The following is a 15,557-nucleotide window of genomic DNA, read 5'->3' on the forward strand; positions in this document are numbered from 1 at the left end:
GCCCGGTCCTCTCCCGCTGTGTCGCCGTGGGCGCGGTGATCTAGGCTCGGTCCATGAGCCCAGACACCGTGCGCACGCCCACAGCGATTGACGCGATCGCCGAAGACTGGGTCGACACTCTCGTCGACCTCGACCCCACGATCGGCACCTACATCGGCCGCACCGACGGCGGCGACCGCTACGGCGATTATTCTCCGGCCGGCCTCGAACGGCACCGGCTCGCGTCCCTCGCCACGATCGCACGCCTCGATGCCGCCGTCGTCGTCGACGCGGTCGACGAGGTCACCCGCACCGACCTGCGCAGCGAACTCGCCCTCGGAGTCGAGAGCTCCGATGCCGGCCTGCCGCTGCGGGACCTGAACAATCTCGCCTCACCGGCACAGGACATCCGTGCCGCCTTCGACCTGATGCCGACGGACACCGTCGAGGACTGGCGTACCATCTCGACGCGGCTCGGAGCCGTGCCGGAGGCCGTCGCCGGCTACATCGAGACCCTGCGCCTCGGCATCCGCGAAGGCGTCATGCCCGCGAAGCGCCAGGTGCGTGAAGTCGCCGTGCAGGCCCGCCGCCACGCGGCGAAGACGGGCTTCTTCGCAACGCTCGCCGCCGAGGCGAGCCCCGCGACCGGGAGCCTCCCGGCGAGCCTCGCGACCGACCTCGGCGCCGGCGCCCGCGCCGCCGCCGCCGCATACTCCGGACTCGCCGCCTTCCTCGGCGACGAACTCGAGCGGTCAGCGCCCGAGGCGGATGCGGTCGGCCGGGAGATCTATGCGCTCCAGTCCCGCCGGTTCCTCGGGGCCGCGGTCGACCTCGATGAGACCTACGAGTGGGGGATCGAGGAACTCGCCAGGATGGTCGCCGAGCAGGAGGGCATCGCCAGGCAGATCCTGCCCGGCGCGAGCGTGCGGGAGGCCATCGCCCACCTTGACGCCGACCAGAGCCGCACCCTGCACGGCACGGCGGCGCTGCAACGCTGGATGCAGGAGACGAGCGATCGCGCCGTCGCCGAACTGTCCATCAGCCACTTCGACATCCCGCAGGAGATCCGCGCCCTGGAGTGCCTGATCGCCCCGACCCAGGACGGCGGCGTGTACTACACCGGGCCGAGCGACGACTTCTCCAGGCCCGGCCGGATGTGGTGGTCGGTTCCGGCCGGCGTCACCGAGTTCTCCACCTGGCGCGAACTGTCGACCGTCTACCACGAGGGCGTTCCCGGCCACCACCTGCAGATCGGTCAGGCCGTGCACAATCGCGGCATCCTGAACACCTGGCGCCGCCAGCTCGCGGGCACCTCGGGGCACGCGGAGGGCTGGGCGCTCTACGCCGAACGCCTGATGAGCGAGCTCGGCTACCTCGACGACCCGGCCGACCGTCTCGGCATGCTCGACGGCCAGCGGATGCGCGCCGCCCGCGTCGTCATCGACATCGGCGTGCACCTCGGCAAGACCCTGCCGGACGGAAGCGGCCCCTGGACCGCGGAGCACGCCTTCGACTTCTTCCGCCGCAACGCGAACGTCGACGAGAGCACGGTGCAGTTCGAGGTCAACCGGTACCTGGGCTGGCCGGGACAGGCGCCGTCGTACAAGATCGGCCAGCGCATCTGGGAGGAACTCCGCGACGCCAGCAAGGCCAAAGCCGGTGCGGCATTCTCGATCAAGGACTTCCACAGGAGGGCCCTCGACCTCGGCGGCGTCGGCCTCGACACCCTCCGCACGGCGCTGCTGTTCTGACCGCTCTCAGCGCGCTCGCATCGACACGCGGATGTTGCCGGTCGCCCCTGTAAACCGCTAAGCTTGACTGTCACGTTTGTGACGAACTATCCGCTGCCATGCGCGGAGTTCACAATCCCCACCCGTGTCGCGTATGGCCCGACTTATGTCCATCCTGGAGCAACTACTACATGACAATCGCAACGACCGATAGGGCACCTAAGCAGGTCGCCATCAACGACATTGGATCTGCTGAAGATTTTCTTGCCGCGGTCGAAAAGACTCTGAAATTCTTCAACGACGGAGACCTCATCGAGGGCACCGTAGTGAAGATCGACCGCGACGAGGTTCTCCTCGACGTGGGTTACAAGACCGAGGGCGTCATTCCCTCCCGCGAACTTTCCATCAAGCACGACGTTGACCCTTCCGAGGTTGTCAAGGTCGGCGACCTGGTCGAGGCCCTTGTCCTTCAGAAGGAAGACAAAGAAGGCCGCCTCATCCTCTCGAAGAAGCGCGCCCAGTACGAACGTGCGTGGGGCGACGTCGAGAAGATCAAGGAATCCGATGGCGTTGTCACCGGTTCGGTCATCGAGGTCGTCAAGGGCGGGCTCATCGTCGACATCGGCCTCCGTGGCTTCCTGCCGGCCTCGCTCATCGAGCTTCGCCGCGTTCGCGACCTGACCCCGTACCTGGGCCAGGAGATCGAAGCGAAGATCCTCGAGCTCGACAAGAACCGCAACAACGTTGTGCTGTCCCGTCGTGCCCTGCTCGAGCAGACGCAGTCCGAGAGCCGCACCACCTTCCTCAACAACCTCCAGAAGGGACAGGTCCGCAAGGGCGTCGTCTCCTCGATCGTCAACTTCGGTGCGTTCGTCGACCTTGGTGGCGTTGACGGCCTGGTTCACGTCTCCGAACTCAGCTGGAAGCACATCGAGCACGCCAGCGAGGTCGTCGAGGTTGGTCAGGAAGTCACCGTCGAGATCCTCGAGGTCGACCTCGAGCGCGAGCGCGTGTCGCTGTCGCTCAAGGCCACCCAGGAAGACCCGTGGCAGGTCTTCGCCCGCACCCACGCCATCGGCCAGGTTGCACCGGGCAAGGTCACCAAGCTCGTCCCCTTCGGCGCGTTCGTTCGCGTTGCAGAGGGCATCGAGGGCCTGGTCCACATCTCCGAGCTCTCCGGCAAGCACGTCGAGCTCGCCGAGCAGGTTGTTTCGGTCGGTGACGAGGTCTTCGTCAAGGTCATCGACATCGACCTCGAGCGTCGCCGCATCTCGCTGAGCCTCAAGCAGGCCAACGAGGGTGTCGACCCCGAGGGCACCGAGTTCGACCCGGCGCTCTACGGAATGCTCACCGAGTACGACGATCAGGGCAACTACAAGTACCCCGAGGGCTTCGACCCGGAGACCAACGAGTGGCGCGAAGGCTTCGAAAACCAGCGCGAGAAGTGGGAGCAGGACTACGCTGCAGCCCAGGCTCGCTGGGAAGCCCACAAGAAGCAGGTTGCATCCGCGAACGACGAGATCATCGCCGTCGGCGACGTTCCCTCCGCAGCGGGCAACTCGTTCTCGAGCGAGACGGCCGGAGCCGGAACGCTTGCTGACGACGAGGCACTCGCCGCACTGCGCGAGAAGCTCAGCAGCAACAACTAGCACGCAGCTCCACCGCAACACCAGAACCGGCCGGACCCTTCGGGGCCCGGCCGGTTTTTTGCGCCCTGGCCGCATCGGTAGCATTGCCGGGGTGTACCTCATTGGACTGACCGGCGGGATCGCATCCGGCAAGAGCACCGTCGCGAGCGCCCTCGCGGACCACGGCGCCGTCGTCATCGACGCGGATCTCCTCGCGAGGGAAGTCGTGGAACCGGGCGCTCCCACCCTGACCGACATCGCTCGCGTGTTCGGCTCGGCGCTGGTCGGCGCCGACGGCGGACTCGACAGGGCCGCCCTCGGCGCGATCGTCTTCGGAAACCCGGCCGCCCTGGCCCGGCTCAACGCCATCGTGCATCCTGCCGTGCGGGTCCTTTCCAACGAACGAATCCGCGCCGCGGAGCTCGCGGATCCCGACGCGGTCGTCGTGTACGACGTCCCGTTGCTCGTCGAGGCCGCCGTCGACCACCCCTTCGATCTCGTCGTCGTCACCCAGGCGGCCCCGGAGACCCGGATTCGACGGATGATCGACCTGCGCGGGATGAGCAACGAGGCCGCGGCACTGCGCATTCGCTCCCAGGCAGATGATGCCGAACGGAGTGCGATCGCCGACATCGTGATCGATACCGACGGCACCCTCGAGCACACCCTGCGACAGGTCGACGACCTCTGGGAACGCGTGGAAGCGAGTTAGCCTCGTTGAATTCGCCGGTGAGTGGCTGTATCGTGCGTTTCCCTCTTCCACATCGCGAGTAAACTCCAACGAGGGCGGTAGTCGATAGGACTCCCGGAACACTGTTTCACCGGGGGAACGCTATGCCGAATACTGTCATCGAGCACGTCCAGAAGATCAGCGATGCCGATGCTGCGAGGGCCGGATCTATCATCGCCGGCATCATCTCGACGTATTCGGAAAGGGTCGTCGGCCAGGAACGCTTGCGCGAGAACCTGATGATCGCGCTCCTCACGAGCGGACATATTCTTCTCGAAAGCGCCCCGGGGCTGGCTAAGACAACTGCTGCTCAGACTCTCGCCGAATCAGTCGGGGGAGTCTTCAAACGCATCCAATGCACACCGGACCTCTTACCGAGCGATATCACTGGAACCCGGATTTTTGACGCAAGAACTGGTGCCTTTGAAATTGAACTCGGGCCAGTGCATGCAAATTTCGTTCTGCTTGACGAGATCAACCGTTCGAGCGCGAAGACCCAGTCGGCCATGCTCGAGGCCATGCAGGAACGTCAGACGACGATCGGCGGGCGGGTATTCCCGTTGCCGCAACCGTTCGTCGTCATGGCAACCCAGAATCCTATTGAGCAGGAGGGCACGTATCAGCTTCCCGAAGCCCAACTGGACAGATTCCTCCTCAAAGACGTCGTCGACTATCCGACGCCGGCCGAGGAATACGAGATTCTGGCGCGACTTGATCGGGGCCTGCTTGACACGTCTCGCCATACGCTGCCGGTCGCGAGCATCGACGATGTTCTCTTCCTGCAGAACGTGACGAGACAGGTCTATCTCGATGATTCGATTCGACGGTACATAGTCACGATTTCCCACGTCACTCGCAAACCCAACGAGTACATCGGTGCGGAACTCGGTCGGTACATCGAGTACGGCGCAAGTCCCCGGGCCAGTATCGCTTTCGTTCAAGCCGCACGGGCACTTGCCTTGTTGTCCGGGCGGCGTCATGTCATCCCCGAGGACGTCAAGCACCTTCGGCACGCGATCCTCCGCCATCGCGTTCTGCTGGGGTACGAAGCGGATGCCGATGCGATCTCTCCGGAGATGATCATCGATTCCGTTTTCGATTCCGTCAAGACGCCGTAACGGCCCCGTGCCTTCCCTCCTCCGCAAGATCAAATCCCGGCTCTTCATCCGGTCCCGTCGTCATGCATTCCACCAGCTTGATGGACAATACCGGTCCCAGGCTCGTGGACGCGGCATGGATTTCGACGACCTGCGGGAGTATGCGCCTGGGGACGACGTCCGTGACATCGACTGGAACGCCACAGCACGGAGCTCTGCGACGCTGGTCCGACGCTACCGTTCGGAACGGAAGCAGATAGTTACCTTTCTCGTCGATACGGGCCGATCGATGTCAGCGGTGACGCGACGCCTCGAACCGAAGACGCAGATCGTCGTCGATCTGGTCGGCACCATGGCCTACCTTGCGACCAAACACGGCGACGACGTCGGCCTGCTCTACGGCGATGCGCGTGCACCCCGACGTATTGAACCCGGTCGTTCGGACGCTCACCTCGAGCGAATCCTGCGTGCAATCGGCGAGACTCCGGGGCCGATCGCACCTCGTGGAGACGTGGGTGCGCTGCTGGAGCATGCCGCCCGTACCATCCACCGCCGGATGATCCTGATTTGTGTGACCGATGAGGCCCCTCTCGATGAGAGGACGATCTCGCTTGTCCGTTCCCTTCGAGCCCGGCATGAGATTCTGTGGTTGAGTGTCGGCGATACCCGACTCGAGGTCGGCAGGAAATTCAGGAGCCCGATCGCGTACGACGTCAGTACGCGTCGCTCACTGCCGGCATTCCTGTTATCGGCGCACGGCGTCAGCGCCGAAGCAAGCGCATCACGAGAACGAGAATCGGTGGCTCGAACGGACGTGCTCGAGCGGGCAGGGGTGTCCAACGCGACAATCCACAGCCTGGCGGAGGTACTTCCCGAACTCATCGCGATGTTCAGTAGACGAGGCTACGCACGTGGTTGACCAGCTCGCCGGACCGCTCGGTTATAGCGCCATCTGGGCGTGGCTGTTGGGGGCGATGACCGTTGTGCCGCTTGCACTGTTCGCTGCTCCTCGAATACGCGAAATGCTGTCGCGGCGAGCGAACCGGCCCAAGGCCCTCGACCTTATGCGGTCCCGCTGTCTCCGCGTGATCGCGTGCATCGGGAAGGATCATGCTGCAGGGATCGTGACGGCCCGGGAGGCGCATACACTCATCAGCAGTACCGTTCGTAACTTCGTGAGTGAGCGAACCGGGCAGCCGGTAGAGGCTATGACCCTCGCTGAGATCGAGCAATGGGGTACAGACCCCGCGCTCATCGAACTGATCCGTTCCCTGTACGTCGGCGCGTTCAGCGCCGCGCCGACCGGCACCGTTGCCGATTCCGTCGGTCTCGCTCGTGAAGTGGTGACCGCATGGAGCTGACCTGGCCCTGGCTCCCGCCTCTCCTCTTCGGTTCTGCCGGCGCGGCTGCACTCCTTGTCGTTGCCGTCTCCATCCTGCGGGATCGTGCTCGTCGAAGAGAGCCTCACCGAGGCATTCCGGTCGCCAATCTCTCGGTGATTCGTGTGCAACCCCGTTTCCGGCGGGCGCTCATTGCCTACCGGACTCTTCTGGTCGGTGCGATTGTCATTGCGATGGTGGCGCTCAGTGCCGGTGTCATCACTGCCTCCAGAGTCATGGACACGACCACGGAGACGCCAGAGATTAAGAACAGGGACATTGTTCTCTGCCTCGACGTATCCGGGTCGATGCAGAGTTTCGATGCCGCCCTTCTGGCAAATTTCGCCGACCTTGCCCATGACTTTTCCGGCGAGCGCATCGGACTGGTGCTCTTTGACGGCTCGCCGCTTCAGGTCTTCCCCCTCACCACGGACTACGAATTCGTGCGGGCCCAGATCGCGGAAGTGATGGTCGGACTGAGCCATTCTGCGACAGGGTACTCATACCGTTCCGGTACGAGCGTCGACGGCGGATCCTCCCGCGTCGGTGATGGAGTCGCCGGCTGTGTTCTCCAGTTCGATCGTCCAGGCGTAGAACGTTCACGGACCATTGTGCTCGCCACCGATAACCGCTCCGGTTCCGGCTCCATCGTCACGCTTGACGAGGCGGATACCGCGGCGAGTGCGCGCGGGATAAAGGTGTATGGGCTGAATCCCGACCACCGGGTGGGTGGGGTACCCAGCGTGACGTTCCAGGGCGCGGTCGAGAGTACGGGCGGTCGATATTTCCCCACCACCACAGACGCCGACTCCACCGAAGCAATTCACCGCATCGTGAACACCGTCACAGCGGATCCCGCCACGGCCATCACCGGGACGCCGATTCGCACGAGTCTCGACAAGCCGGACCAAGCTATCTGGGTCTTGACGGCGGCAACCGCCCTGTTGTTGCTGCTGATCTGGAGAGTGAAATTGTGACCTTCCATCCTATGATCGATCCGCTCTATCTCGGCGCTGTTCTGGTCTGTGCCCTGGGCCTGGTCGCTTTCAGGCTCATCCGGGCACGTGATCTTCCCGGAGTCCTGGCTTGGTCCGCACGAGGTCTCATGGTCATCCTCGTGTGCGGTGTGCTCCTGCGTCCCGGTGTTCCTGCGCTCACACAGACGTTGCCCGCGCCTCAGACCGATGTGTTCCTGATCGTTGACACCACGGCGAGCAGCGCTGCCGAGGACGGGCCCGATGGAATTACGCGACTCAGTCAGATCCAGACGGATGTCGCCGCTCTCGTCGGACAATTGGCGGGGGCTCGATTCGAGCTCATCACGTTCAGTCGAGGAGCAGCGATCAGCGTGCCCCTGACATCGGACACCGCATCGCTTATGACCGCGATCGGGATCCTTCAGACCGAGGTCTCGGGATACGCGAAGGGGTCCAGCATCGGAATCGCCGCCGAGCTGCTTCGGGACCAACTTCGATCTGCTAACGCGGCGACACCCGACCGGGCACGGGCCGCGTACTATTTCGGAGACGGTGAACAGACCGCCCCGACGACGCCAGAGTCGTTCGCGGATTCGGCCCAATACCTGGGTGGGGGATCAGTCTTCGGGTACGGCACTGCGACAGGCGGTCAGATGATCGCCAACGCGGGTCGAACTGCGGATGGGAATCCCGGGGCCTACATCGTCGATCAAGGCACCGGAGTAGCCGCCCTTTCCCGAATCGATCCGGCGAATCTGGGCACCATCGCTACCGGTCTCGGCGTGCCGCTCGACATCAGGGACAACGGCGCGGACATCGAGGCCGGTGAGATTCATGGAACGACAGTGTCAGGCGATGGGGAGCTGTCCCGAACCGGATTCACCGAGTTCTACTGGATTCCGTCCATCGGACTCGTGGGCCTGCTCGCGGTCGAATGCGGTGTCCTGATCAGTGCGCTTATGGTCAGCGGACCCGGGAGATTTCGATCATGACAGAGCAGAACATACGACCAATCACCCTGACATTTCGAGTCGTCGCGACAGTGCTCTTCGTGCTCGTGTGGGTGAAGCTCGCGACCATGTTCATCTTTGCTGGACTCGCTGGCACCTCGTGGACCCTGGGCGATTTTGCAGGCACCGAGACATACTCCGGTCTTCTGCAACCGGTGAATCTCATCGAAGCGCATCGTGCACCGTTCAATCTCGGCACGGCCCTCGCTGCTCAAGGCGACCTCAGTGGAGCCCGGAGCGAGCTGTCAACGGCCCTCGAGAAGACGAATGCAGCGGACGAATGCGTCATTCGGCTCAACCTCACCCTCGTGATTGAGGCACTCGGTGCCAATGCAACGGCCGCGTCCGATTCCGTGGGGGCGGCGACTGATCTGACCGAGGCACAGGCCGTCGTCGCAGCAGCGCCGATCGCCTGTCGTACCGGGCCGCTCGCTGAGGTCAACGGACGAGTCGGCGCAGAGGGAAGTCAGGCTGCTGCTGCGGCCGCCGCTGTCGCGGCTTCGGCGGCCTCGTCAGGCGATGGCACGGACGGTCAGGGCGAATCAACCGGCCCGGCACCGCAGGATGCTGCGAGCTCGACAGAGCTTTCGGACGTCTCCTCACTAATGGACCGGGGGCAGGCTCGCCAATACAGTGACGGTCAGTCGCAGGGGACTCCAGCCGAAAACTCGGTCAGCAAACCGTGGTGACGCCTAATTGAGCAAGCGTGTTACCACGATGGATGCGAATGCGCCGATCGACTTTTGAGCGTCCGCAGGGTTAGGGGCCTGTGCGTACGCGCCGGTCATGGCAAAGTCGTCGACCTGGTCGGCCGCAATCGGGCCGACGCCCGTAACGGTGACCGATCCCTGCAACTGGGTCAACAACTGCAGGGTCGCAACGTCTACCGTGATCGTCTGCGGCGCCGCAGCGTCCGGGGCCGCTCCCGTTGTCCCGTCCGTGACATCCGTCACAGCGAAACGGCCGCCTGTCGTCGTGGCATGCAAGTAGGCCACGGTTTCGGTTCTGCCACCCTCGCGCGTGCTTGTTATGACCACGGTCCAGGGACCGCTCGGCTCCGCCCCGTTCAGGGAAGGGACCATGACCGCGATCCCACTCAGACCCGAGGAGGCCCGCGCGAAGCGATCGAGGGAATCCCGGACCAGGGTGAAGCCGTCAGAGACGGGGCCGATATTTCCTTCAGTGTCGACCTCGGTGATCCCGTTCGACGCTGACGCCAGGACCGTGTTGACGTTCTGCAGGGGTGCGATTGCTCGGGTGAGTGCGGCGAGGCGTTCCGCTCGGCTGGCCTGGCGGAACGCACCCAGGTCCACCGCCGCCGAGAGGTCCATGAGCGGCCCGATCCCGTCGGTCGCGACGGTGTTGAGGGCGACGACACCCTCTCGGAGCGTCGTCAGGTTGCCTCCAAGCCACGGCACAAACTCAACGGCTCTCCAGACAGGGTCCCCGGTCAGGTCGACGACTTCGGCCGCTTTGTGCTGTACCTGAATCGCTTCAGTCCGGGCTCCGGCGGCATCGTGGTTGGTAAGTGACGTCGCAAGGCGCGTCGCGGCTCCGGCTCCGTCTGCGGAGGCCGCGACGGCAAGGCCACCGCGGACGCCGATCCAGACGACCGCAAAGGCGACGATCAGGCAGAGTGCGAGTAAGACACGACGGATACGGCGGCCGGTCCTGCGGCCAGGAGGAGTGATCTGAGAGGCGGTTCCTGGTGCCGTTTGGGATGCCTGCACACCGGAACGGGGTGTCCGCGTCCCCCCGCGTCGCCCCTTACGTCCCTCCGTCTCGGGAGGGTCGTCGCGCTCAACGGGTGGCAGGAGAATCGTGTCGTCGTTCACGCTTCAGTAAAGCACTGTTGTTCCGCAGGTGAGGCCGGTTTGCCCCGGCACCGAGAGTGTCGGTGGTCGAATCTAGACTGGAGGGATGGAACCCACGCGATCCGTACATCCCTTTGAGGTCGTGAGCGAATACACGCCGAGCGGCGACCAGCCGACCGCGATCAAAGAACTCGCCGAGCGCATCAACGCCGGCGAAACCGACATCGTCCTCCTGGGCGCCACCGGAACCGGCAAGTCGGCGACGACCGCCTGGCTGATCGAACAGGTGCAGCGCCCGACACTGGTGCTCGCGCACAACAAGACCCTCGCCGCGCAACTCGTGAACGAGTTCCGCGAGCTGATGCCGAACAACGCCATCGAGTACTTCGTCTCCTACTACGACTACTACCAGCCGGAGGCCTACGTCCCGCAGACGGACACCTTCATCGAGAAGGACTCCTCGATCAACGCCGAGGTCGAGCGGCTCAGGCACTCCACCACGAACTCCCTCCTGAGTCGGCGCGATGTCGTCGTCGTCTCCACGGTGTCCTGCATCTACGGACTCGGCACGCCGGAAGGCTACATGGAGGCGATGATCGCGCTCCAGATCGGGCAGAAGGTCGACCGCGACTGGCTGATCCGGAAGTTCGTGGCGATGCAGTACCAGCGCAACGACGTCGACTTCTCCCGGGGTCACTTCCGGGTGCGCGGGGACACGATCGAGATCATCCCCATGTACGAGGAACTCGCGATCCGGATCGAGATGTTCGGCGACGAGATCGAGGCGCTGTACAGCCTGCACCCGCTCACCGGCGACATCGTCCGCAAGCTCGAATCCGTGTCCGTCTTCCCCGGCTCGCACTACGTCGCGAGCACCGAGACCATGCAACGGGCCATCGTCACCATCCAGGAAGAACTCGCCGAACGGCTCGGCCAGCTCGAACGGGAGGGCAAACTGCTCGAGGCTCAGCGGCTGCGGATGCGGACGACCTTCGACCTCGAGATGATGGAGCAGATCGGCTTCTGCTCGGGCATTGAAAACTATTCCCGGCACATCGACCAGCGGTCGCCGGGGGAGGCCCCGCACTGTCTCCTCGACTACTTCCCCGATGACTTCCTGATGGTCATCGACGAGTCCCACGTCACCGTCCCCCAGATCGGGGCGATGTACGAGGGCGACTCCTCGCGCAAGCGCACCCTCGTCGAGCACGGCTTCCGGCTTCCGAGCGCGCTCGACAACCGCCCGCTCAAGTTCAACGAGTTCAAGGACCGGGTCGGCCAGACGGTCTACCTGTCCGCAACGCCCGGAAAATACGAGATGGGCATCGCCGACGGCATCGTCGAACAGATCATCCGCCCGACCGGGCTCATCGACCCGCAGATCATCGTCAAGCCCTCCAAGGGGCAGATCGACGACCTCCTCGAAGAGATCCACAAGCGCGTCGAGCTCAACGAGCGGGTGCTCGTCACGACCCTCACCAAGAAAATGGCGGAGGAACTGACCGACTTCCTCACCGAGGCCGGCGTGCGGGTGCGCTACCTGCACTCCGACGTCGACACCCTGCGGCGGGTCGAGCTCCTCACCGAGCTCCGCGCGGGTGTCTACGACGTCCTCGTCGGAATCAACCTCCTGCGGGAAGGGCTCGACCTGCCGGAGGTGTCGCTCGTCGCGATCCTCGACGCGGACAAGGAGGGGTTCCTGCGCTCCGCGACGTCCCTCATCCAGACCATCGGCCGTGCCGCCCGGAACGTCTCGGGCGAGGTGCACATGTACGCCGACCGGGTGACCGCCTCGATGGAACGCGCGATCGACGAGACCGACCGCCGCCGCGAGAAGCAGGTGGCATACAACACCCTGCACGGCATCGACCCCACCCCGCTCCGCAAACGGATCGCCGACATCACCGACATCCTCGCGCGCGAGCAGGCGGACACCGCGGAGCTCCTCTCCGGGCGCGACGCCCGGCGTAAGGTCGCGGCGACCCCGCTCCGCACCGGCATCGCCGCGAACGGCGCCAACGACCTCGAATCGATCATCGCCGACCTCAGCGGGCAGATGCTCGAGGCCGCCGGTGAGCTCAAGTTCGAACTCGCGGCCAGGCTCCGGGACGAGGTCTCCGAGCTCAAGCGCGAACTCCGCCAGATGGAGAAGGCCGGGCACATCTAGCCGGGCACATCTCGTGCACCCGCGACCCCATCTGCTCCGGAATTCGAACGTGTGTTCGCTCAGGGCGTGCCTCGGGGGCACGAGTGTGTCGGTGGCACTCAATAGACTCGAACGGTGTCAATTTCCAAGGTAACGTCCGGGTCCAAGCTCAGTGTCCGCGGTGCGCGCGTGCACAACCTGCACAACGTCGATTTGGAGATCCCCCGGGATTCCCTGGTCGTCTTCACGGGGCTGTCCGGCTCGGGGAAGTCCTCGCTCGCGTTCGACACCATCTTCGCCGAAGGCCAGCGCCGCTACGTCGAGTCGCTCTCGGCGTACGCGCGCCAGTTCCTCGGCCAGGTCGACCGGCCGGACGTCGACTTCATCGAGGGGCTCAGCCCCGCGGTGTCGATCGACCAGAAGTCCACCAACCGCAACCCGCGGTCCACGGTCGGCACCATCACCGAGGTCTACGACTACATGCGCCTGCTCTGGGCTCGCATCGGGGTGCCGCACTGCGCGGTCTGCGGCGAGGTCATCCAGGCCCAGACCGTGCAGCAGATCGCCGACCAGCTGATGGAGCTTCCCCAGGGCACCCGGTACCAGATCCTCAGCCCGGTCGTCTCCCAGAAGAAGGGCGAGTTCGTCGACCTGTTCAAGGAGCTCGCCGCCGGGGGATACTCCCGTGCCATGGTCGACGGCACCCAGATCCAGCTCAGCGAACCGCCGACGCTCAAGAAGCAGATCAAGCACGACATCTCCGTGGTCGTCGACCGCCTCGTCGCGGCGCCGGAGCTCCTCAGCCGCCTGACCGACTCCCTCGAGACCGCCCTCAAGCTCACCGACGGCATCGTCCAGATCAACTACGTCGACGGGGAGGGCGACGCGGCGTGGCAGAGCTACTCCGAGAAGCTCTCCTGCCCGAACAACCACCCCGTTCAGCTCACCGAGATCGAGCCGCGCACCTTCTCGTTCAACGCGCCGTTCGGCGCTTGCCCCGAGTGCTCCGGCCTCGGCACCAGCATGTCCGTCGACCAGGATCTCCTCCTCGGTGACCCTGAGCTGAGCATCGCGGAGGGTGTCGTCCTGCCCTGGACCACCCAGGGCAAGGGCCTCTTCCAGTACTACGAGAAGCTGCTCGACGGCCTCGCCCACGACCTCGACTTCTCCCTCGACACCCCCTGGGGCGACCTCAGTCTCGACGTCCAGAACGCCGTTCTCCGCGGGGACAACTTCGAGGTCAAGGTGAAGTGGAAGAACCGCTACGGCCGCGAGATGAGCTACACCTCCGGCTTCGAAGGCGTCGTGCCCTACATCGAACGCCAGTACCTGCAGGCGGAGTCCGACACCCAGCGTGCCCGCTGGGGCGAGTACCTCCGCGAGATCGACTGCCCGGTCTGCTCGGGAACCCGGCTCAAGCCCGAGGTCCTCGCCGTGCTGATCCACGGCTCGAGCATCGCGGATGTCTGCAACCTGAGCCTCTCCGACGCCCGGTCCTTCATGGATCTGCTCGAACTGACCGACCGCGAGGCCATGATCGCCGCCCAGGTCCTCCGCGAGATCAAGGCGCGCCTGGACTTCCTCATCCGGGTCGGGCTCAACTACCTGAACCTCGCGCGTGCCGCCGCGAGCCTGTCCGGCGGAGAGGCCCAGCGCATCCGCCTGGCCACCCAGATCGGGTCGGGACTGACCGGGGTGCTCTACGTGCTCGACGAACCGAGCATCGGCCTGCACCAGCGCGACAATCGCCGCCTGATCGAGACCCTCGTCGCGCTGCGCGACCTCGGCAACACCCTCATCGTCGTCGAACACGACGAGGACACCATCAAGATGGCCGACTGGATCGTCGACATCGGCCCGGGCGCCGGCGTCAACGGCGGCCACGTCGTGCACTCCGGCTCCTACGCGAGCCTGCTGGAGAACCGCGAGTCGCTCACGGGAGACTACCTCGCCGGCCGCAAGTCGATCGAGACCCCCGAGACCCGCCGTCCGATCGATCCGGACCGCCAGATCAGCGTGATCGGCGCGGAGGCGAACAACCTCAAGAAGGTCTCCGTCACCTTCCCGCTCGGCACCTTCACCGCCGTCACCGGGGTGAGCGGGTCCGGCAAGTCCTCCCTCGTCAACGACATCCTCTACCGGGTGCTCGCCAACCGGCTGAACGGCGCCCGCAAGCTCCCCGGCAAGCACACCAGGGTCACCGGCCTCGACCAGCTCGACAAGGTCATCCACGTCGACCAGGCCCCGATCGGGCGCACCCCGCGCTCCAACCCGGCGACGTACACGGGCGTGTTCGACAAGATCCGTACCCTGTTCTCGGAGACGATCGAGGCGAAGGCGCGCGGCTACCTCCCCGGCCGGTTCAGCTTCAACGTCAAGGGAGGCCGCTGCGAGGCGTGCTCCGGAGACGGCACGATCAAGATCGAGATGAACTTCCTGCCGGACGTGTACGTCGCGTGCGAGGTCTGCGGGGGCGCGCGGTACAACCGCGACACCCTCACGGTGCACTACAAGGGCAAGAACATCGCCGAAGTCCTCGACATGCCGATCAGCGAGGCCGCCGAGTTCTTCGAACCGATCTCCGCGATCCACCGCTTCCTGAAGACCCTCGTCGAGGTCGGACTCGGGTATGTGCGCCTCGGCCAGAGCGCGACGACCCTCTCCGGAGGCGAGGCGCAGCGCGTCAAGCTCGCCACCGAACTCCAGCGGCGCTCGAACGGCCGCAGCGTCTACGTGCTCGACGAACCCACGACCGGGCTGCACTTCGAGGACGTGCGCAAGCTCCTCCTCGTGCTCAACAGTCTTGTCGACAAGGGCAACACCGTGATCGTGATCGAGCACAACCTCGACGTGATCAAGTCCGCGGACTGGGTGATCGACCTCGGGCCGGAGGGCGGGTCCGGCGGTGGCAAGGTGCTCGCGACCGGAACGCCGGAGCACATCGCGACCGTGAAGAAGAGCCACACGGGCACCTTCCTCAAGGAGATCCTGGCGGGGCGGTAAAATTCTCTTCGGCCGGATTCTGTCCGGCCGGAGGCTGTCAGGCAGGTTTCTGCACGGCACGGGG

General features: G+C 64.9%; 12 protein-coding genes. 11 read left to right on the forward strand and 1 reads right to left on the reverse strand.

Annotated elements, in window-relative coordinates; genetic code table 11:
* Positions 1–53 precede the first annotated feature (53 nt).
* The 9 genes from MQH31_RS07315 (at position 54) to MQH31_RS07355 (ending at position 9,219) form a co-directional block, all read left to right on the forward strand.
* The gene (locus tag MQH31_RS07315; protein WP_243011469.1) at positions 54–1,730 is read left to right on the forward strand and encodes a DUF885 domain-containing protein; all 1,677 of its coding nucleotides are present in this window, start codon (positions 54–56) and stop codon (positions 1,728–1,730) included.
* A gap of 170 nt (positions 1,731–1,900) precedes the next feature.
* Positions 1,901–3,358, forward strand: a complete 1,458-nt coding sequence (rpsA, locus tag MQH31_RS07320) for a 30S ribosomal protein S1 (protein WP_134448701.1) — start codon at positions 1,901–1,903, stop codon at positions 3,356–3,358.
* Positions 3,359–3,449: 91 nt separating this feature from the next.
* On the forward strand, positions 3,450–4,049 hold the full coding sequence (coaE, locus tag MQH31_RS07325) for a dephospho-CoA kinase (protein WP_243011470.1): 600 nt from the start codon (positions 3,450–3,452) through the stop codon (positions 4,047–4,049).
* Positions 4,050–4,171: 122 nt separating this feature from the next.
* A complete protein-coding gene (locus MQH31_RS07330; RefSeq protein ID WP_243011471.1) occupies positions 4,172–5,185 on the forward strand; it encodes an AAA family ATPase in 1,014 nt (337 codons plus the stop codon).
* Between the two features lie 115 nt (positions 5,186–5,300).
* Positions 5,301–6,083 (forward strand): DUF58 domain-containing protein, encoded by a 783-nt coding sequence (locus MQH31_RS07335; RefSeq protein ID WP_243011472.1) that lies wholly within the window; start codon positions 5,301–5,303, stop codon positions 6,081–6,083.
* Complete coding sequence (locus MQH31_RS07340; protein WP_243011473.1) at positions 6,076–6,525, forward strand: hypothetical protein; 450 nt, start codon at positions 6,076–6,078, stop codon at positions 6,523–6,525. Before MQH31_RS07335 ends, MQH31_RS07340 begins: the two co-directional genes overlap by 8 nt.
* Positions 6,516–7,520, forward strand: coding sequence for a VWA domain-containing protein (locus MQH31_RS07345; protein ID WP_243011474.1), 1,005 nt, complete (start codon positions 6,516–6,518; stop codon positions 7,518–7,520). The genes MQH31_RS07340 and MQH31_RS07345 overlap by 10 nt, the downstream gene beginning before the upstream one ends.
* Positions 7,517–8,512 carry a vWA domain-containing protein gene (locus tag MQH31_RS07350; protein WP_243011475.1) on the forward strand — a complete coding sequence of 332 codons (996 nt, stop codon included), beginning with the start codon at positions 7,517–7,519 and terminating at the stop codon, positions 8,510–8,512. Before MQH31_RS07345 ends, MQH31_RS07350 begins: the two co-directional genes overlap by 4 nt.
* A complete protein-coding gene (locus MQH31_RS07355) occupies positions 8,509–9,219 on the forward strand; it encodes a hypothetical protein (RefSeq protein ID WP_243011476.1) in 711 nt (236 codons plus the stop codon). The genes MQH31_RS07350 and MQH31_RS07355 overlap by 4 nt, the downstream gene beginning before the upstream one ends.
* Before the next feature lie 3 nt (positions 9,220–9,222).
* Here the strand turns inward: MQH31_RS07355 and MQH31_RS07360 are convergent, their stop codons facing one another.
* The gene (locus MQH31_RS07360) at positions 9,223–9,948 is read right to left on the reverse strand and encodes a hypothetical protein (protein ID WP_243011477.1); all 726 of its coding nucleotides are present in this window, start codon (positions 9,946–9,948) and stop codon (positions 9,223–9,225) included.
* A gap of 502 nt (positions 9,949–10,450) precedes the next feature.
* Here MQH31_RS07360 and uvrB point away from each other — a divergent pair.
* The gene (gene uvrB, locus MQH31_RS07365) at positions 10,451–12,511 is read left to right on the forward strand and encodes an excinuclease ABC subunit UvrB (protein WP_134531908.1); all 2,061 of its coding nucleotides are present in this window, start codon (positions 10,451–10,453) and stop codon (positions 12,509–12,511) included.
* A gap of 114 nt (positions 12,512–12,625) precedes the next feature.
* Positions 12,626–15,493 (forward strand): excinuclease ABC subunit UvrA, encoded by a 2,868-nt coding sequence (uvrA, locus tag MQH31_RS07370; protein ID WP_243011478.1) that lies wholly within the window; start codon positions 12,626–12,628, stop codon positions 15,491–15,493.
* Positions 15,494–15,557: the final 64 nt, after the last annotated feature.

This window comes from Cryobacterium zhongshanensis, from assembly GCF_022760445.1.
GTDB classification, from domain to species: Bacteria; Actinomycetota; Actinomycetes; order Actinomycetales; family Microbacteriaceae; genus Cryobacterium; species Cryobacterium algoricola.